Annotated in this window: 21 protein-coding genes and 1 riboswitch; of the genes, 5 read left to right on the forward strand and 16 right to left on the reverse strand. The window is 72.2% G+C overall.

The features are described 5' to 3' along the window. Positions 1 to 11: 11 nt before the first annotated feature. On the reverse strand, positions 12 to 923 hold the full coding sequence (locus EXU32_RS11585; protein ID WP_130630049.1) for a universal stress protein: 912 nt from the start codon (positions 921 to 923) through the stop codon (positions 12 to 14). A 55-nt stretch (positions 924 to 978) separates the two neighbouring features. After that, complete coding sequence (locus tag EXU32_RS11590) at positions 979 to 1,434, reverse strand: deoxycytidylate deaminase (RefSeq protein WP_130630050.1); 456 nt, start codon at positions 1,432 to 1,434, stop codon at positions 979 to 981. 71 nt (positions 1,435 to 1,505) lie between these two features. Here EXU32_RS11590 and EXU32_RS11595 point away from each other — a divergent pair, with 71 nt between their 5' ends. Further along, positions 1,506 to 2,735, forward strand: a complete 1,230-nt coding sequence (locus EXU32_RS11595) for an MFS transporter (protein WP_130630051.1) — start codon at positions 1,506 to 1,508, stop codon at positions 2,733 to 2,735. Here EXU32_RS11595 and EXU32_RS11600 read toward each other — a convergent pair. From EXU32_RS11600 to thiC, 4 genes are all read right to left on the reverse strand, one after another. Beyond that, complete coding sequence (locus EXU32_RS11600) at positions 2,668 to 3,390, reverse strand: thiamine phosphate synthase (protein ID WP_130630052.1); 723 nt, start codon at positions 3,388 to 3,390, stop codon at positions 2,668 to 2,670. The genes EXU32_RS11595 and EXU32_RS11600 overlap by 68 nt on opposite strands. Beyond that, entirely contained in the window at positions 3,381 to 4,175 is a 795-nt protein-coding gene (gene thiM, locus EXU32_RS11605; protein ID WP_130630053.1) for a hydroxyethylthiazole kinase, read from the reverse strand. Before thiM ends, EXU32_RS11600 begins: the two co-directional genes overlap by 10 nt. Then, positions 4,172 to 5,509 carry an MFS transporter gene (locus tag EXU32_RS11610; protein ID WP_130630054.1) on the reverse strand — a complete coding sequence of 446 codons (1,338 nt, stop codon included), beginning with the start codon at positions 5,507 to 5,509 and terminating at the stop codon, positions 4,172 to 4,174. The genes thiM and EXU32_RS11610 overlap by 4 nt, the downstream gene beginning before the upstream one ends. Continuing rightward, the gene (gene thiC / locus EXU32_RS11615; protein ID WP_130630055.1) at positions 5,506 to 7,257 is read right to left on the reverse strand and encodes a phosphomethylpyrimidine synthase ThiC; all 1,752 of its coding nucleotides are present in this window, start codon (positions 7,255 to 7,257) and stop codon (positions 5,506 to 5,508) included. Before thiC ends, EXU32_RS11610 begins: the two co-directional genes overlap by 4 nt. Continuing rightward, positions 7,253 to 7,362: riboswitch (TPP riboswitch) on the reverse strand. Its footprint overlaps the gene before it by 5 nt. Before the next feature lie 29 nt (positions 7,363 to 7,391). Between thiC and thiD the strand changes: the two genes are divergently transcribed. The 3 genes from thiD (at position 7,392) to EXU32_RS11630 (ending at position 9,581) form a co-directional block, all read left to right on the forward strand. Beyond that, positions 7,392 to 8,252 carry a bifunctional hydroxymethylpyrimidine kinase/phosphomethylpyrimidine kinase gene (thiD, locus tag EXU32_RS11620; protein ID WP_130630056.1) on the forward strand — a complete coding sequence of 287 codons (861 nt, stop codon included), beginning with the start codon at positions 7,392 to 7,394 and terminating at the stop codon, positions 8,250 to 8,252. Between the two features lie 36 nt (positions 8,253 to 8,288). Next, positions 8,289 to 9,050 carry a helix-turn-helix domain-containing protein gene (locus EXU32_RS11625; protein ID WP_165399656.1) on the forward strand — a complete coding sequence of 254 codons (762 nt, stop codon included), beginning with the start codon at positions 8,289 to 8,291 and terminating at the stop codon, positions 9,048 to 9,050. Between the two features lie 87 nt (positions 9,051 to 9,137). Beyond that, positions 9,138 to 9,581 (forward strand): hypothetical protein, encoded by a 444-nt coding sequence (locus tag EXU32_RS11630; protein ID WP_130630058.1) that lies wholly within the window; start codon positions 9,138 to 9,140, stop codon positions 9,579 to 9,581. A gap of 20 nt (positions 9,582 to 9,601) precedes the next feature. On the opposite strand, the gene EXU32_RS11635 is transcribed toward EXU32_RS11630, so the two are convergent. From EXU32_RS11635 to EXU32_RS11665, 7 genes are all read right to left on the reverse strand, one after another. Then, a complete protein-coding gene (locus tag EXU32_RS11635; RefSeq protein WP_130630059.1) occupies positions 9,602 to 9,958 on the reverse strand; it encodes a DUF488 domain-containing protein in 357 nt (118 codons plus the stop codon). Then, positions 9,955 to 10,995 carry a tellurite resistance/C4-dicarboxylate transporter family protein gene (locus tag EXU32_RS11640; RefSeq protein WP_130630060.1) on the reverse strand — a complete coding sequence of 347 codons (1,041 nt, stop codon included), beginning with the start codon at positions 10,993 to 10,995 and terminating at the stop codon, positions 9,955 to 9,957. The genes EXU32_RS11635 and EXU32_RS11640 overlap by 4 nt, the downstream gene beginning before the upstream one ends. Beyond that, complete coding sequence (locus EXU32_RS11645; RefSeq protein ID WP_130630061.1) at positions 10,992 to 11,522, reverse strand: DinB family protein; 531 nt, start codon at positions 11,520 to 11,522, stop codon at positions 10,992 to 10,994. Before EXU32_RS11645 ends, EXU32_RS11640 begins: the two co-directional genes overlap by 4 nt. A 42-nt stretch (positions 11,523 to 11,564) precedes the next feature. Next, positions 11,565 to 12,140 carry a protein-L-isoaspartate O-methyltransferase gene (gene pcm / locus EXU32_RS11650; protein ID WP_347400276.1) on the reverse strand — a complete coding sequence of 192 codons (576 nt, stop codon included), beginning with the start codon at positions 12,138 to 12,140 and terminating at the stop codon, positions 11,565 to 11,567. Positions 12,141 to 12,153: 13 nt separating this feature from the next. Beyond that, positions 12,154 to 12,597: an SRPBCC family protein gene (locus EXU32_RS11655; protein WP_130630062.1), complete on the reverse strand. Its 444-nt coding sequence runs from the start codon at positions 12,595 to 12,597 to the stop codon at positions 12,154 to 12,156. Between the two features lie 65 nt (positions 12,598 to 12,662). Further along, complete coding sequence (locus EXU32_RS11660; protein ID WP_130630063.1) at positions 12,663 to 13,592, reverse strand: NADP-dependent oxidoreductase; 930 nt, start codon at positions 13,590 to 13,592, stop codon at positions 12,663 to 12,665. A 182-nt stretch (positions 13,593 to 13,774) separates the two neighbouring features. After that, the gene (locus EXU32_RS11665) at positions 13,775 to 14,137 is read right to left on the reverse strand and encodes a zinc ribbon domain-containing protein YjdM (protein ID WP_130630064.1); all 363 of its coding nucleotides are present in this window, start codon (positions 14,135 to 14,137) and stop codon (positions 13,775 to 13,777) included. A 64-nt stretch (positions 14,138 to 14,201) separates the two neighbouring features. Here EXU32_RS11665 and EXU32_RS11670 point away from each other — a divergent pair, with 64 nt between their 5' ends. Continuing rightward, complete coding sequence (locus EXU32_RS11670) at positions 14,202 to 15,332, forward strand: PLP-dependent cysteine synthase family protein (protein WP_130630065.1); 1,131 nt, start codon at positions 14,202 to 14,204, stop codon at positions 15,330 to 15,332. Positions 15,333 to 15,384: 52 nt separating this feature from the next. Here the strand turns inward: EXU32_RS11670 and EXU32_RS11675 are convergent, their stop codons facing one another. The 3 genes from EXU32_RS11675 to EXU32_RS11685 all read right to left on the reverse strand — a co-directional run bounded on the left by EXU32_RS11675 (position 15,385) and on the right by EXU32_RS11685 (position 16,570). Then, a complete protein-coding gene (locus EXU32_RS11675) occupies positions 15,385 to 15,756 on the reverse strand; it encodes a type II toxin-antitoxin system VapC family toxin (RefSeq protein ID WP_130630066.1) in 372 nt (123 codons plus the stop codon). Further along, positions 15,753 to 15,950: a type II toxin-antitoxin system VapB family antitoxin gene (locus EXU32_RS11680; RefSeq protein WP_130630067.1), complete on the reverse strand. Its 198-nt coding sequence runs from the start codon at positions 15,948 to 15,950 to the stop codon at positions 15,753 to 15,755. Before EXU32_RS11680 ends, EXU32_RS11675 begins: the two co-directional genes overlap by 4 nt. Positions 15,951 to 16,054: 104 nt before the next feature. Then, positions 16,055 to 16,570 carry a DUF1877 family protein gene (locus EXU32_RS11685; protein WP_130630068.1) on the reverse strand — a complete coding sequence of 172 codons (516 nt, stop codon included), beginning with the start codon at positions 16,568 to 16,570 and terminating at the stop codon, positions 16,055 to 16,057. Positions 16,571 to 16,658 lie beyond the last annotated feature (88 nt).

A 16,658-nucleotide genomic window follows, 5' to 3' on the forward strand; every position in this document is an offset into this window, starting at 1 on the left:
CGCCCCGGGGACTACTGCTTGTGCAGGATCGCCACCGGGCAGGTCGCCAGGGCGAGGACGCGCTGCGAGACCGAGCCCAGGAGCATCCCGCGGAAGCCACCTCGGCCGCGCGAGCCCACGAGCAGCAGGTCCGCGCCCTCGGCCACCTCCACGAGCGAGTCAGCGGCCCGGCCGTGGACCACCTGCACGTCGACCTCGATCTCGGGGTGGGCCTGCCGGTCGGCGGCGATGGTGCGCTCGGCCATGTCGCGGTAGCGGGCGTCGACCGTCTCCCACTCGGGTGTCCCCGGCTCGGTGACGACGACGCCGCCCACGACCTCGACATTCCACGAGGTCACGGTCGTCACCTTCTTGCCGCGCCGGGCGGCCGCGTCGAGCGCGTGCTGGAAGGCGAGGGTGCTGTGCTCGCTGCCGTCGATGCCGACGACGACGCGGCCGTCACCCGTGGCGTCAGCGTTCTCGGGGACGAGGACCACCGGGCACGGGGCGTGGGCGACGACGCTCATCGACGTCGTGCCGAGCACGATGCGCTCGGCGCGGTTCTTGCGGGCGGACCCCACGACGAGGACCCTGGCCCCCTCGGCGGCCGCCAGCAGGGCACCTGACGGCGACCCGGTCGGCAGCGCGGTGGTCACGGCGAGGCCGGGTCGCGCCGCCTCGGCCGTGGCGCGCGCCTCGGTGACGACCCGCACCGACTCCTGCTCGACGCGGTCGACGATCTCGGGGCTGGTGAGCAGCTCGCCATAGGCGGACAGCGGCGTCCCGAGGTCCACGGCGTGCACGAGGTGGAGCGGGGCGGAGAGCGCGACCGCCTCTGCACCCGCCCATTCGATCACCGCGGCATCGCGGTGGCTGCCGTCGACCGCCGCGACCACGGCGTCGGCGGGGGTGGGTGTGTCGTGGGTGCTGGCGTCGGTGCTCATGCCCCATTGTCCCCATGAAGCACCGCCGGGTGAAGGGGGGCGCGCCAGAGCGTGCTCAGGTCCAGGTCGTCAGCCCGGCGCGGTCGTGCGCGCCACCCGGCCAGACCGCCCGGACGATGCCCGCGGCCGCGAGCGCCTTGCGGCACCCGGGGCAGGGCGGATCGGTGATGTAGGCCGTCGCGCCCTTGGTGTCGCGCGTCGCGAAGAGCAGGGCGTTGACCTCTGCGTGGATCGCGATGCAGAAGCCGGGACTCCCCGGCCGGTCGTAGTCGCCGAGCCCGGGGACGGCCTCGTAGTCGAGCTGTCCACGCGGGCAGGCTCCCTGGAGGCAGTCGGCCTCCCCCGGCGCCGCACCGTTGTAACCGGTGGCGATGATCCGGTGGTCGATCGTCAGCACGGCGCCCACGCGACGGCGGGTGCACTTGGCACGCGCCGCGACTGCGCCGGCGATGCCGAGGAAGTAGTCGTCCCAGCTCGGCACGCTCGGGGCAGGGTCGGTCTCGGCAGGCATGGACCGATCCTAGGCATCGCCGCACGGAACACGATGGGACGCGCAGCGCCCACCAGTGATAGACCACGGTGGTGAGTACCCACGAGAGCCCGTCCATGACGACCCGGCGGACTCCCCCCTTCGGCCCCGTCCTCATCGTCACCGCGGTCGCGCTGATCTCGGTCAACCTGCGCCCGGGGGCCACGTCCCTCGGTCCCCTCCTGGAGGAGGTGCGCACCTCCTTCGGTCTGGGCGGGACGCTGGCAGGTCTGCTCACGGCGCTGCCGGGGTTCGCCTTCGCCGTCGCCGGCGGGCTCGCCGTCGGGCTGGCGCGCAAGGTCGGCCTGTCGGCCGGCATCACCCTCGGTGTCGCCGGCGTGGTGGTCACGCTCGTCGCCCGCGTGCTGACCGACTCCTCGGCCCTCTTCCTCGTGCTCACCGCCCTCGGCCTCGCCGGCATGGGCCTGGGCAATGTGCTGGTCCCGGCGTGGATCAAGACGCACTCCAGCGACGGCGGCGTCCGGCTGATGACGATCTACGGCATGGGCCTGACGGTCGGGGGCACGGCAGGTCCGCTGCTCGCGGCACCGATCGCAGCGGTTGCCCCGGGCCAGTGGCGAGGGGCGCTCGGCCTGTGGGGCGTGGTTGCCCTGACCGCCCTCGTCCCCTGGGTCGTCATCTCGCTCAAGGACCGCGTGCACCGCCGCGCCGCCGGCGAGCGTCCGACCTCACGGATCCGGCACTCCCCGACCGCCATCGCGCTGACAGTCCTCTTCGGGGTGCAGTCCACCAATGCCTACGTGCAGTTCGGCTGGCTCCCGCAGATCTACCGCGACGCGGGCCTCTCGGCCACGACCGCTGGGGTCCTCACGTCGATCCTCGCGGCGCTCGGGATCATCGGTGGCCTGATCATGCCGACCGTCATCGCCCGCAGCAGGGACCTGTCCGTGTGGATGATCGGCTTTGGTGGCCTGTCCGTCGCCGGCTACCTCGGCCTGCTGCTGGCCCCGGCCACGCTGCCGTGGCTGTGGGCCGTGCTGCTCGGCCTGTCGGGCTTCGCCTTCCCCACCGCCATCGCCCTGATCACCGCGCGCACCCGCGACCCGCACGTCACGGCGCAGCTGTCGGGCTTCGTCCAGCCGGTCGGGTACCTGCTCGCGGGGATCGGCCCCCTCCTGGTCGGCCTGCTGCACGAGGCGACCGGTGGCTGGACGCTGGTCCTCGTGCTGCTCGCAGCGACGACCGGCCTCGGGATCACGCTGGCGGGCCTGCGGGTCGCGCGACCGGTGTGGGTGGACGACGAGATCGCGGCTCGACGCTGACGTCGCGTCGCCGCCACTGCCGCAGGCAGGAGGCGGCCGCGGCACCCGGGTCGGGCGCCCCCATGATCTCGCGCACGACGGCGACCCCGGCGATGCCGGTCGTCGACAGGAGCGGGATGTCGGCGAGCGTGACGTCGCCGATCGCGATGACCGGCAGGTCGGTGGCGGCAGCACGAAGGGGGTACCCCGCGAGCCCCACGGGTGGGCGCCCGACGTCCTTGGTGGGGGTCGGGCGGAAGGGCCCGCTGCCCAGGTAGTCGGGACGGGACCTGCCTGTGCGGGCGTCTGCCGCCCGGACGTGCTCCAGCGTCCCGGCGGTGAGCCCGACGACGGCCTCCGGCCCCAGCAGCTCCCGCGCCTCGGCCACCGGGAGGTCGGCCTGGCCGAGGTGCACCCCGTGGACCGCAGCGCCGCGGCGGCGCGCGGCACGGGCGACGTCGGCCCGGTCGTCGACGAGCACCCGGGTGGCCGGCGCGACAGCCTCCACGGCCTCGGCCACGGCGAGGACGAGGTCGAGCAGGTCTCCTGCGAGCAGGTGCTTGGCGCGGACCTGGACGACCCCCGCACCGGCCGCGGCGGCAGCCGCGGCCGCGGCCACCGTCGACGGACCGTGCCCCGACGTGACGAGGTACAACCGCCAGTCGATCAGCCCCATGACAGCCGCACCTCCTGCGCCACCTCGGCGGGCGTGACCGCGTCGAGCGCGTCGAGCAGGGCGACGCGGAAGCTGCCGGGCCCCGGGTGCGTGACCCGCTCGGAGGCCACCGTGAGCAGCGCGGTGGCCGCCACGGTCGCGACGAAGGGAGGTGCCGCCGCCAGGTGGGCCGCCGTCAGGGCGCCGAGGAGGCACCCGGTCCCCGTGACCCTGGTGAGGGTGGGTGACCCGGAGTCGACCCGGGTCGTGCGACCACCGTCGGTGATGACGTCGACGGCCCCCGAGACGGCGACGACGCACCCGTGTCGCACAGCGACCTCGCGTGCCGCAGCCGCCGCGGCGTCGGGAGCGAGCGTGCTGTCCGCGCCACGCCCACCACCCGCACCACCCGCCAACGTGACGACCTCCGAGCCGTTGCCGCGCACCGCTGTCGGTCCCAGCGCGAGCAGCTCGTGAGCCATCCGGGTGCGCACCGGCGCCAGCCCGATCGCCGTCGGGTCGAGCACCCACGGGATGCCTGCGGACACCGCGACCCGCGCGGTGGGGAGCATGCCGGCCATCCCGTCCGCGCCGAGCGACCCGAGGTTGACCAGGAGGGCGTCGGCGATGGTCACGAGGACGGGTGCCTCCTGCTCGCTCTCGGTGAGCATGGGCCGGGCGCCGGCGGCGAGCAGGCCGTCGGCGACCAGCGCCCGGGTCACCGAGCCCGTGGCGCCGTGCACCAACGGCCCCCGCATGCGCATCGCGTCGATCGAGTCGCGGATCCCCGCGCGCAGCTCCTTCATCGGGAGGGCACCGGGTCGGGTGACGCGAGCGCCAGGTCCTCCACACCGCGCTCGAGGTGTGCAGGCGCCAGACGCGGCCCCAGCGCACCACACCCCGCGACGAGCAGGCCACCGACGGCCAGGACTGCGGCGACGGCGACGTCGGGGCCGATCAGCGACTCCAGCGTCGGCAGCCACCACGGCCACAGGGCGGGCAGGACGATCGAGAGCGAGTACGCGGTGCCGTAGCCCGTCGCGCGCACCGGCGAGGGGAAGCGCTCGCAGAGGTAGGCGCCCACCGGTCCGTACCCACACACCGTCACGACCTGGAGCAGCGCGATCCCCACGACGAAGGGGAGGACGCCGGCACTCATCGTGGCGAGCCACAGTGCGGGGGCGAGTACCGCGGCGACGGCACCCCAGGCGACGAAGAAGCGCCGGCGCCCGAGGAGCGTGGACCAGTGGCCGGTCAGCGACATCACGACGGCCTGGGCGATGGCGGCGACGCCCATGACGACCGCGACCTCGCCGCCCGGGAGCCCGTGGTCCGCCGCGAGCCGCCCGGTCGCGAGGATCACGACCATGTTGGTCATCAGCCACAGCCCGCTCATCAGCCCGAAGATCTGCCAGAAGGCCCCGGCGTGGGCACCGCCGAGCACGGCGCGCAGCCCGAGGGAGGCGGGAGCGCTCCCTTCGCGCTGGTCGTGCTGCCTCGCCACGTGCGGCGCATCGGCCACCCGGGCGGAGTAGTAGCGCAGCAGCGCGAGGCTCGCGCACCCGCCGGCGACGAAGGCCAGTCGCCAGCCCCACTCGGCGTACTCGCGCGGTCCGAGGAGCGCGACGAGACCGGCGGTGGCGAAGGCGATGCTGGACTGGGCCCACGGGGCCATCGACATGATGAGCCCGGAGACCAGGCCGCGGCGGCGCGGCTGCGACCACTCCATGGCGAGGGGGATGGCCGAGGTGTACTCACCCGCGAGGAAGATCCCGCCGGCGAAGCGCAGGAGGACGACCGCGGCGATCGCGGCCGCCCCGATGCTGTCGTGGGTGGGCACGGCGGCGATGGCCAGGGTGCACACGGCCGTACCGGCGATGGCCACCTTGGTAGTGCGGGTACGACCGACCCGGTCCGAGATCCGCCCGAAGACCATCGAGCCGATGGGTCGTCCGAGGAGCGTGGCGACGATGACGACGGCGCCAGCGGTGACGCCGACGTGCGGACCGGCCAGCGTCGTGAGCGCCGGCGCGAGCGCGACGACCGGCAGGAAGATGTTGACCTGGTCGACGTAGTTGCCCACGACGCCGGCGCGGACCGCGGCCCGCCCTGTGGGCGGCAACCCCGGGACGAGGCTCATCGGCCGGGCTCCTCGGTCACGTAGACGCTGGAGCCGAGCTCGACGAACTGCCGTGACTTCGCCGCCATGCCTGCCTCCACGACCGCGCGCTGCGCGGCGGCCGACCCGTAGGCGTCACGGATGTCCTGGCTGATCCGCATCGAGCAGAACTTCGGGCCGCACATCGAGCAGAAGTGCGCGGTCTTGGCCGGCTCCGCGGGCAGTGTCTCGTCGTGGAAGGCCATCGCGGTCTGCGGGTCGAGCGAGAGCGCGAACTGGTCGTGCCACCGGAACTCGAAGCGGGCCCGGCTCAGTGCGTCGTCGCGCTCTCGGGCGCGAGGGTGCCCCTTGGCCAGGTCGGCGGCGTGCGCGGCGATCTTGTAGGTGATCACCCCGGTCTTGACGTCGTCACGGTCCGGCAGCCCGAGGTGCTCCTTGGGGGTGACGTAGCAGAGCATCGCGGTGCCGTGGCGGGCGATCTCCGCGGCGCCGATCGCGGAGGTGATGTGGTCGTAGCCCGGCGCGATGTCGGTGACGAGCGGGCCGAGCGTGTAGAAGGGAGCGCCGTGGCACCACTCCTGCTCGAGGTCGACGTTGTCCTTGACCAGGTGCAGCGGCACGTGGCCCGGCCCCTCGACCATCACCTGCACGTCGTGCGCCCAGGCCCGCTGGGTCAGCTCACCGAGGGTGCGCAGCTCGGCGAGCTGGGCCTCGTCGTTGGCATCGGCGATCGACCCCGGCCGCAGCCCGTCACCGAGCGAGAAGGCGACGTCGTAGCGGGCGAAGATCTCGCACAGGTCGTCGAAGTGCTCGTAGAGGAAGGACTCCCGGTGGTGCGCCAGGCACCACCCGGCCATGATCGAGCCGCCCCGCGAGACGATCCCGGTGACCCGGTCGGCGGTGAGCGGCACGAAGGCCAGCCGGACGCCCGCGTGGATCGTCATGTAGTCCACGCCCTGCTCGCACTGCTCGATGACGGTGTCTCGGAAGACCTCCCAGGTGAGAGCGTCGGCCTGCCCGTCGACCTTCTCCAGCGCCTGGTAGATCGGCACGGTGCCGATCGGGACGGGAGAGTTGCGGATGATCCACTCGCGGGTGGTGTGGATGTCATCGCCGGTCGACAGGTCCATGACCGTGTCGGCGCCCCAGCGGGTGGCCCACGTCAGCTTGTCGACCTCCTCGGCGATCGAGCTGGTCACCGCGGAGTTGCCGATGTTGGCGTTGATCTTCGTCAGGAAGGCCCGGCCGATGATCATCGGCTCGGACTCGGGGTGGTTGACGTTGACGGGGATGATGGCCCGTCCCGCGGCGACCTCGTCGCGGACCAGCTCGGGCGAGCAGCCTTCTCGCAGAGCGACGTAGCGCATCTCCGCGGTGATCTCCCCCCGCCTCGCGTAGTGCATTTGGGTGACGGTTGCCCCCTCGACGGCACGAAGGGGGGCGTGCCGCTCCCCTTTCCACGCGAGCGATGCCTCGCCCCGCCGCACGGCCGCCCGGCCGTCGTCGGTCAGGTCCCGAGGCCGCCCGTCATAGGTCTCGACGTCACCACGGCCGGCGATGCCGTCCGCGCGTCCACGCGAGAGGCCCGTGTGCGGGTCCGCCCCGGGTCCCATCGTGCGGTAGACGTGCACCTCCTCGTTGGGAGTCCCGTCGGGGCTGTCGGCCAGCGCGATGGCCGTGACCGGGACCCGCACGGACGGGTCGTGGGGGTCGACGAGCTCCTCACGACGATGCTGGGGGTGGACCTCGAGCTCATGGGTAGCGCGCATGTCTGCGCCTCCTCTTCCTTCGCCGGCATGATCCGGACAGGTTCAGACGGTCCGGACGGCAACAGTCCGATCTCAGCTCGTGCCCGAGCTCCCGTGGGGGTCCTCCGATACAACCACATGGCTACGGTTGCGGCATGGCAGCCCCTCTCCCCCGTCCACCCGTGGTCCTCTCGATCGCCGGGTCGGACCCCTCGGGAGGGGCCGGGATCCAGGCCGACCTGAAGACCTGCAGCGCGCTCGGCGCCTATGGCACATGCGTCATCACGGCCCTGACAGCACAGTCGACGCGGGGCGTCACGCATGTGCACGAGGTCCCCACCGAGATCGTGCGGGCACAGGTCGAGACCCTCGTGGCGGACGTGCACGTCGAGGTGGTCAAGCTCGGCATGCTCGCCTCCGTAGCGATCGTCGAGATGGTGCACGAGCTGCTCGTCACCGGGCCCCTGGCCACGGTGCCGGTCGTGCTCGACCCGGTGATGGTATCGACCTCGGGCTCACGTCTGCTCGCCCCGGACGCGGTGGCCGCCGTGCGGGCCCTGCTGCCCCGGGCCGACGTCATCACCCCCAACCTCCCGGAGGCCGCCGTGCTGCTCGGCGAGGACACCGTGGGGACGGTGGACGGCCTGCGCGGGCAGGCCCAGCGGCTGCTCGACCTCGGCGCCCGACGGGTGCTGCTCACGGGCGGGCACCTCGAGGGCGACGCGTCGGTCGACCTGTGGGCCGACGCGGGCGGGTCCGTGCCGATCGAGGCTCCCCGCATCGCGACGAGCTCGACGCACGGCACCGGCTGCACGCTCAGCTCGGCGATCGCCGCCCTTCGCCCTCGGCACGAGGACTGGCTCTCGGCAGTGCTCGAGGCCAAGGCCTGGCTCACCGAGGCACTGCGCCACGGTGACAGCCTGGACATCGGCGGAGGGCCCGGCCCGGTGCACCACTTCCACGAGCAGTCGCGGTGGCAGGCACCGCTGTCGACCGGGAGGGTTGCCAACCGCTGATCGCGGAGGACAATGGGGCTCGTGTCGGGGCAGGGCATGGATCCATATCGCGCGGTCGTCGAGCTCATCACGAGGGTCGCGGAGGCGCCTGCGCACGTCGACGGCCGGCTGGTCACCATGAGCGACCTGCTGATCGAGCTGCTCGACTCGCCCACCGGCCTGATGGTGCACGGCGCCCCGGACGGCTACGAGGTCCGTGCGCTCGGCCACGGGGCCACCCACGACGCGCAGTCACGCCTGAGCGAGGAGCTGCGCATCACGGCCGGCCCCGACCCCCTGCTCGACACCTTCCGCTCGGGTGACCTCACGCCGACCACCGCCGGTCGCGCCTACGGCGGGCAGGAGGCCTGGCAGGCGAGCGCCAAGTGCCTCGGCAGCATCGACATCTGGGGCATCGACCAGGTCGCGGCGCTGCCGGTGCGCAGCGGGGAGCAGTTCGTCGCCTTCCTCGTCGGCCGCCGAGGTGCGGACTACTCGGATGCCGACCTGGACCGGCTGCGCACCGTCCAGCCGGCCGTCGCCGGCCTGGTCAGCATGCTGGAGCCGCACGACCTGCCCCGCAGCTCCCTGCACATCGCCCAGCTGACTGCTCGCGAGCTGCAGGTGCTCCGGCTCCTCGCGGACGGGCACAAGGCCTCCGCCACCGGCCACCGCGCCGGGTGCTCCCAGCGCACGGTGCACCGGCACCTGTCCAACATCTACGACAAGCTCGACGTGGGCGACCGGCTCAGCGCCGTCGTCAGGGCCCAGGAGATCGGGCTCCTCGAGCACACCCCGTCGCTCGTCCGCCATGGGTAGATCTACGCATGGCGAGGGCCACCCGTCAGGAGTCTGCTGGAGGGGTCGTCGCCGGGCGGGCCGGCGGCCCCCTCGAAGGAGCACTCCATGGCACACCACATCTGGCGCAGGAGCCTGGCGGTCGCCGCCGGCACGGCTGCGCTGACCGTCGGCGCGGCGACGGCCGCCTCCGCGCACCACTGCTACAAGGTCGACTGGAACCCCAACGCCTATGCCAACCACATGAGCGGCAACACCGCGTGGATGCCGCTCAGCTCCATGGGAGCCATGATCATCTCGGCCCCGGCCCCGGACGGCGCGGGCCTGCCCCAGTGCGCGAGCTACGCCTCCGTCGCCGTCGACCACTGGATGGCCGAGACCGGCGCCACCTCGGAGCCGCTCATCCACTCCAGGGCGACCGTCGGGAGCGGGGCGGCGTACCAGGGCAAGACCGTCAAGCCCTTCGCCTACCTGCAGGACTCCGACTACGCGATCCTGGAGGAGGGCCTGGGCATGGCCATCGATCAGTGCATGGCCGACCAGGGCGCCTGATCGCACTCAGCGGCTCATGGTCAGCGAGTGAGCAGCGCCTGCAGGACGACCGCCTGGTTGTGCTCCCGGTCCGAGGCACCGAAGAGCAGGGTCACGCGGCCGTGGTCGGCGACGACCTCCTGCAGGTGCTGCCACGCGTCGGAGTCCTCGAGCTCATGCTCGTACCGACGGGCGAACTCCTCGAAGCGCTCCGGGTCGTGACCGAACCACGTCCGCAGCTGCGTGGACGGGCCGACCTCCTTGAGCCACTCGTCGACTGCTGCGTCCTGCTTGCTCACGCCCCGGGGCCAGAGGCGGTCGACGAGGACCCGGTGACCATCCCCCTTCGCCGGCTCGTCGCGGACCGAGCGGACGTGGACCTGTCGCGTGGTGCTCATGCTTCGACCGTATGCCGGACGGAGGGCAACCGGCCGAGCACCATCGCCGCCGCCGCGCATGCCCAGGCGACGACCGCGACCCACAGCCAGGCCGAGCCGATCCTCTCGACGAGGGGCAGGGAGTCGGCCCGGCCGAGGTACATCCCGGCGACGGCGTACATGCCGAGGGGGAAGACGATGCTCCACCACGTCGACTCGTAGCGCAGCGGGAGGCGGTGCACGACATGCCGCCAGACGCCGACGGCGACGAGGACGGGGATGAGCCAGGTGGCCCAGGCCCAGCACAGGACGACAAGGCCGGCGATCAGCCCCGAGGTCGCGTCGACCATCGGTGTCGAGGTCATCTCCACGATCTTGGCGCCGGCGACCACCGTGATGGCCACGGCACCCATCGACACCCAGTACGGCGGGTCGAGGTCCTCCGGCGTCAGCGGGTACTGCACCAGGCGCAGCGCGACGAAGACCGCGCAGGCGGCGTAGAGCACGACGCCCACCGACCACGCGACGACGGCGAGGACCGCGAGCGCGTCCTGCCCCGTGTCGACGAGCGGCTCCAGACCCGCGGACGCCGTCGCGACCGACTGGCTCGCGACGACCCAGATGAACCACGTGCCGTTGGCCTCGGTGAGCACGGGGCGCTGCGCACGGGAGAGCACCGCCGCCCACGGCACCGCGTACCCGAGGACCAGCCACACCACGCTCGCGACGGCGAGGAGGACTGTGCTCACCGTCGGCTGCACCTCCAGGAGGCGGACCGCGAGGACCCCGGAGCCGGCGACCACGGTGAAGTACCCGAAGGCCCGCCGCGGGTCGTGCAGGTCGGCGACGGCGCGCTCGCGGTGGCCCACGAGCCGGCCGACGAGGGCGAGGACCAGGAGCACGTATGCCACGACGGCCACCACCAGCAGCACGTTCGAGGCAGCCGACAGACCCTGCTGGTCCAACCCCACCGAGACGATGCCGGTCGCCATGACGAAGGCGAAGGCCCCCGGTGGCAGGCCGGCGACGGCGGCGCCGATCCGGCCCATGGGAGTCATCCGTCGACGTCGTGCAGGTGGTGCTCGATGTCGTGCAGCAGGTAGCGGCTCAGCTGGGCGACCGTGAAGGGCTGACCGTCACCTCGCAGACCCGTGCGCTCCCAGGCCTCGCCCCGGACCCCGCCCAGGACGTCGACGGTGCGCTGCGTCTCTGCCGCGATCTCCCCGGCCACGGTCTGCGGGTCGCCGGCCCAGAACTCCTGGCGGACGGCCTCGGCCTCCCCGTCGTAGTCGGCGAAGGGAGCCCCTTCCTGCGCGAGCATCATCGTCACGCGCTCGCCGAGCACCCGCACGAGGTCACGGGAGTGGCTCGCGTACTCGAGCGGCGACCACACCGCGGGCGCCGGGCGCTGCGTGGCACCGGGGCGCTCGAGGACGCTCGCCCAGCGCGGGACGGTGGCCTGCAGGCGCTCGCTCGTCAGGACCGGGTCGTGGGTGGTGTACCCGCACTCGGCGCAGCCGTCGTCGACGACGAAGGCCCAGTCCGTGGTGTCGTGCTCGGCAGGTGGCGGAGGCGTGGCGTCCATACCTGCCATGGTGCCACCGCCGGACGCGGCGGCAGGGTGCGGTCAGCCCTCGACGAGGGGGACGAAGCTGTAGGGGCCGTGGCGGGTGGTCTGCGCGCCGTCCGGGCCGCGCGTCACCCGGAGCATCTCGCCGGTGACGGGGATGACCATGACGCCACCCTCGATCAGCTGGTCGACGAGCGCCTGCGGGAGCGCGGTCGGTGCGGCGGAGACGAGGATGCGGTCGAAGGGAGCGAGCTCGGGCATCCCGAGGACGTCACCCTGCGCCTGGCGCACCTCGACCCACGGCCGTGGTGCCTCGGCGAGCGCCCGCCGGGACCGGTCCACGAGCTCGGGCACGCGCTCGACCCCGATGACGCGGCCCGCTGGCCCGACGAGCTCGCCGAGGACCGCGCTCGTCCAGCCGGAGCCGCTGCCGACGTCGAGCACGCGGTGGCCCGGTCGCACGTCGAGCAGGCGCAGCATGGCGGCGACGGTGCTCGGCTGGGAGTTGGTCTGCTCGTGCCCGATGGGCACGGGGGCGTCCTCGCCCGCCTCGCTGCGCAGCTCGAGCGGCAGGAACCTCGTGCGCGGGCAGGCCCGCATGGCCTCCTCGACGGGGTCGCCACGCTCGCTCACGACGTCTCCTCCGTCAGCCGAAGAGCGCGGCGAGACGGTCGAGGGAGTCCTGCAGGCGCTCGCTGGTGGTGCGACGGGCGCGGGGCAGGCGGGTCTCGTCGCTCAGGTCGGTCCAGTCGTAGGTGTGCGTGACCTCGGTGCGCCCGCCGTCGAGGGGCCGCAGCACCCACCGCCACAGGTGGCCGGGGGGCGGGCTCCCCTGCTCCGAGGGGCGCCAGGCGATGAGCCGCCCCTCCTCGAACTCGACGACGTGGTTGTCGCGCAGCACGCCGTCCTTGGTCAGGGCCATGACGAAGACGTCGCCGACGGCGTGCACGCGCTGTCCCGGGGGTGCCTCGGCGAGGTTGTCGTTGCCGTCCCACGCGGGCTGACGCGCGGGGTCCGCGATCTCCTCGAAGATCGTCTCCGCAGGGACAGCGATGACGGTGCTGGCGCTCACGATCTTCGTCTCATCCATGACGACCAGCCTCGGGCACGCGCCTCCCACTGGCAAGACCCAACCGAGCTCCGATGACGTGGCGATCAGCTCCCGGCCGTCACCTCGATGACGATCTTGCCGTTGGCCGAGCCGCTGCGGCTGAGCGCGAAAGCCTCGGCGACCTGCTCGAGAGGCAGGCTGCGGTCGATCTCGACCTCGAGTCGCCCAGCGGCGACCTCCTCGAGCAGCTGCGACAGGCGCTCGCCGTCGGGTCGCACCCACACCCAGCGACCACCGTGCTCCTCGACCGTCGGGTCGGCGATCGAGGCGATCCGGCCCCCTTCGCGCAGGACGTCGAGGGAGACGTCGAGGACGCCACCGACGAGGTCGGCCACGGCGTCGAAGCCGTCGGGGGCGACGTCGCGCAGGCGCTCCTGCAGGCCGTCGCCGTAGGCCACCGGGGTCACGCCGATCGAGCTCAGCTTGTCGTGGTTGGCCGGGGAGGCAGTGCCGACCACGGTCGCTCCGGCGGCCACGGCCAGCTGCGAGGCGAGGTGGCCGACCCCACCGGACGCGGCGTGGACCAGGAGGGTGTCCCCCTTGGTCACGGCGAGCGTCTCGAGGACGCGAAGGGCGGTGAGCCCGGTGAGCGGGAGGGCCGCGGCGACGTCGTCGCCCACCCCGTCGGGCACGGCCGCGACGTCGTCGGCCATGACCGTCACGTACTCGGCGAAGGTGCCGCCGGAGACGACCTGCTTGCGGGCGTAGGAGGCCACCCGGTCGCCGGGGGTGAACTCCGGGGTGTCGGGGCCGATCGCGTCGACGACGCCGGCGACGTCCCACCCGGGGATGGCGGGGAAGGTCGCGTCCATGAGGCCGTCGAGGCCCCCGGACATCACCTTCCAGTCCACGGGGTTGACCGCCGCCCTCGTCACCCGGATGCGGACCTCGCCTGGCCCGACCTTGGGCACCGGGCGGTCGGTCATCCGCAGCTCGTCGTCGTCGCCGTACCGGTCATAGGTCATCGCACGCATGGTGGGGACAACAGGCACGTCGGGCAGGTCATTCCACCGGCGAACCAATGGCTCTGCACCGCACGTGGATTCGACGGATGGACACCCCTCGCGACGCACCCACGGACTCGCAGCGATGGGTGGCCGAGCGGGCGACACCGATCATGGCCAAGCACACGCACCCGCCCACGGCAGACCCGCGGTCAGGCCTTCTTGACGACGCTGGACTTGAGCAGGATCTCGCCGAAGCCGGCGACCTTGGCCTCGATGTCGTGGCCGTCACCGCTGTCGGGGATCATCCGGATCCCGCTCACCTTGGTGCCGATCTTGAGCGAGCTGCCGCCCGATCCCTTGACCTTGAGGCTCTTGACGATCGTCACCGTGTCGCCGTCGACGAGCAGGTTGCCGACCGCGTCACGGGTGACCGGCTCGGCGTCAGCGGCGTCGGTGTCCTGCGCGCCCGGCGTCCACTCGTGGGCGCACATGGGGCAGGCGAGGAACCCGCCGCTCTCGTAGGTGAGGTCGCTGGCGCACTCGGGGCACGGGGGGAGCTGGTCGTCAGACATCACATCTACCTCACTGGGGGCCGTCACGCGGACGCAGGCTGCGACCGGGTGACATCGTACGAGCATGGTTAGTCACACCACTCCGCCCACGACCACCGTCGCCGCCGAGGAGGACGTCAACCGCTACGACCCCGACTACCGCCAGTGGCTCGAGACGGCGATCCGCAGGGTGCGCAGCGACGCCAACCGGTCGGCGGACACGCACCTGGTCCGGGTGCCGCTGCCCGCGCAGTGGGGCGTGGACCTCTACCTCAAGGACGAGTCGGTGCACCCCACCGGGTCCCTGAAGCACCGGCTGGCCCGCTCCCTCTTCCTCCATGCCCTGTGCAACGGGTGGATCCACCCGGGCAGGCCGGTCATCGAGGCCTCCAGCGGGTCGACCGCCGTGTCCGAGGCCTACTTCGCCTCGCTGATCGGCGTCCCCTTCTACGCGGTCATGGCACGCTCGACGAGTCGGCAGAAGGTGGAGCTCATCGAGTTCCACGGTGGGACCTGCCACTTCGTCGACAACGCCCACGAGGTCTACTCGGTGGCCACGGCACTCGCGGAGGAGACCGGCGGTCACTACATGGACCAGTTCACCTACGCCGAGCAGGCCACCGACTGGCGCGGCAACAACAACATCGCCGAGTCGATCTTCGAGCAGATGTCGATGGAGGAGCACCCGGAGCCGGCCTGGATCGTCGCGACCGCCGGGACCGGTGGCACCTCGGCGACCCTGGCCCGGTACGTCCGCTACACCGGACGGTCCACGGGCATCTGCGTGGCCGACCCGGAGAACTCGGCCTTCTTCCCGGGGTGGCGCGACCACGACCCGACGGTCACGACGGACGTGGGATCACGCATCGAGGGCATCGGACGGCAGCGGGTCGAGTCGAGCTTCATCGCGTCGAGCATCGACCGGATGATGCGCGTGCCTGACGCGGCCTCGATCGCCTCGGTCCTGCTCCTGGAGCAGCTGCTCGGCACGCGGGCGGGCGCCTCCACGGGGACGAGCCTGTGGGCCGCGCTGCGCATCGTCTCCGAGATGGTGCAGGCAGGGACGAAGGGGAGCATCGTCTCGTTGATCTGCGACCCGGGTGAGCGCTATCTCGACAAGTACTATTCGGCGGCGTGGCTGCAGGAGCAGCAGATCGACATCGCGCCCTTCCAGAGGCGCCTCGAGGACTTCATGCGCTCGGGCTCGTTGGCCTGACGCGGTGTGGATGGCATGAGGTGGTGGCTCGCGCTGGTGAACAGCCGAGACGTCACAGGGTGTCGTGACAGCGGACCCCGACATCCCGGGCGGCGGCGAGCAGACGCCGGTCGCGAGTCCACAGCCGCCCACCGGGGACCAGCGCGACCGACCCGAGCAGGTGCGTGTCGACAGCGCTGAGACCACGCCCCCAGAGGCGGCGTCTGTCCACCAGCTCGAGGAGCTCGCGGTGCGTCACGACAGGGAACGTGTGCAGGTCAGCGAGCAGGCCCACGACTCGGTCACGCTCTCGGATGGACCCCAGAGCCAGCTCCTCGATGACGTAGGGGTGGCAACCCACCGCGTCGTCCTGCAGGCGCGCGACGAGCTCGGGCTCCTCCGCACGGAGGTGGTCGATCCAGATCGAGGTGTCGACCAGGATCACTCCGGCGCGCCTCGACGCCGTGGGGCCGCCGTGGCATGGGGGTCTGCACCGCCGAGGGCAATCAGTCGGCGAGCGCTCTCGACCCGGATGAGCGTCTCGAGTCCCTCGCGCAGCAGGACCGAACGCTCCACGATCCCCGTCAGCTCCGTCGCCCTGGCCATGAGCTCATCGTCGATCGTCACCGTCGTGCGCATGGAAGCCTCCACATCATCATGAGCATCTGTTGATGCTCCACATGATGACAGGTGGTCATGGGCATGGCCACCGGCGGTGACGCCCGGGCCGGGGTGGATGGCGCTCACCCGATCGTGTAGACCATGCCGCGCCCGTCCTCGGCGAGTGTGGTCATGAAGGCGCGGGCTCGCCCGAGGAAATGACCGACGTAGGAGATCTCCTCCTGCGGATCGCGATGACCGAACCCGAGCTCTGGCAAACGGGCGAGCTCGTCCGCGCCGATGGCCGACAGGTCGTGGGCGATCTCGGGGATGTCGCCGGGTCTGAGCGTGCGAACCCACCGCCGATGCCCCCGCTCGGTCCAGGTCACCTCCCCCTCGAACATGCGGTATGCCGGTCGCGCAGCCGAGTCGTCCAGCTGCCCGGTGAGCACCTGCAGATGCCGCCATGCCTTGTCGAGGTAGAGCATGTCGCGCTGCGGCAGCGTCTGAACCCCGGTGATCGTGCTGGCCATGGCTCGGCGGGGCACCAGTCCCCAGGCGTCGGCCAGCGGATCGTCCGACATGATGTTGTCGGGGTCGCTCAGGGCCTGCTCCGTCTGGTCACGATCGAAGGCGAATGCGTAGTACCGGATTCCCATGGCGCCAGCCTCGTCTCGGCGACGTGGTCCCACAGAGCTGAAACCCGTCCTGTGGACGTGCCCTTGGACGGGACGTGCCGTGTGGATG

It is taken from the genome of Janibacter limosus (assembly GCF_004295485.1).
In the GTDB taxonomy this organism is placed as follows: domain Bacteria; phylum Actinomycetota; class Actinomycetes; order Actinomycetales; family Dermatophilaceae; genus Janibacter; species Janibacter limosus_A.

Bases quoted from the DNA above. Each gene is read 5' to 3' on its own strand.
- EXU32_RS11630 (WP_130630058.1), top strand. From the start codon at position 9,138: ATGGCACACCACATCTGGCGCAGGAGCCTGGCGGTCGCCGCCGGCACG.
- thiC (WP_130630055.1), bottom strand. From the start codon at position 7,257: ATGCGCGCTACCCATGAGCTCGAGGTCCACCCCCAGCATCGTCGTGAG.
- EXU32_RS11635 (WP_130630059.1), bottom strand. From the start codon at position 9,958: ATGAGCACCACGCGACAGGTCCACGTCCGCTCGGTCCGCGACGAGCCG.
- EXU32_RS11645 (WP_130630061.1), bottom strand. From the start codon at position 11,522: ATGGACGCCACGCCTCCGCCACCTGCCGAGCACGACACCACGGACTGG.
- EXU32_RS11655 (WP_130630062.1), bottom strand. From the start codon at position 12,597: ATGGATGAGACGAAGATCGTGAGCGCCAGCACCGTCATCGCTGTCCCT.
- thiM (WP_130630053.1), bottom strand. From the start codon at position 4,175: ATGAAGGAGCTGCGCGCGGGGATCCGCGACTCGATCGACGCGATGCGC.
- EXU32_RS11660 (WP_130630063.1), bottom strand. From the start codon at position 13,592: ATGCGTGCGATGACCTATGACCGGTACGGCGACGACGACGAGCTGCGG.
- EXU32_RS11665 (WP_130630064.1), bottom strand. From the start codon at position 14,137: ATGTCTGACGACCAGCTCCCCCCGTGCCCCGAGTGCGCCAGCGACCTC.
- EXU32_RS11625 (WP_165399656.1), top strand. From the start codon at position 8,289: ATGGATCCATATCGCGCGGTCGTCGAGCTCATCACGAGGGTCGCGGAG.
- EXU32_RS11670 (WP_130630065.1), top strand. From the start codon at position 14,202: ATGGTTAGTCACACCACTCCGCCCACGACCACCGTCGCCGCCGAGGAG.
- EXU32_RS11680 (WP_130630067.1), bottom strand. From the start codon at position 15,950: ATGCGCACGACGGTGACGATCGACGATGAGCTCATGGCCAGGGCGACG.
- EXU32_RS11640 (WP_130630060.1), bottom strand. From the start codon at position 10,995: ATGACTCCCATGGGCCGGATCGGCGCCGCCGTCGCCGGCCTGCCACCG.
- thiD (WP_130630056.1), top strand. From the start codon at position 7,392: ATGGCAGCCCCTCTCCCCCGTCCACCCGTGGTCCTCTCGATCGCCGGG.
- EXU32_RS11610 (WP_130630054.1), bottom strand. From the start codon at position 5,509: ATGAGCCTCGTCCCGGGGTTGCCGCCCACAGGGCGGGCCGCGGTCCGC.
- EXU32_RS11590 (WP_130630050.1), bottom strand. From the start codon at position 1,434: ATGCCTGCCGAGACCGACCCTGCCCCGAGCGTGCCGAGCTGGGACGAC.
- EXU32_RS11585 (WP_130630049.1), bottom strand. From the start codon at position 923: ATGAGCACCGACGCCAGCACCCACGACACACCCACCCCCGCCGACGCC.
- EXU32_RS11685 (WP_130630068.1), bottom strand. From the start codon at position 16,570: ATGGGAATCCGGTACTACGCATTCGCCTTCGATCGTGACCAGACGGAG.
- EXU32_RS11600 (WP_130630052.1), bottom strand. From the start codon at position 3,390: ATGGGGCTGATCGACTGGCGGTTGTACCTCGTCACGTCGGGGCACGGT.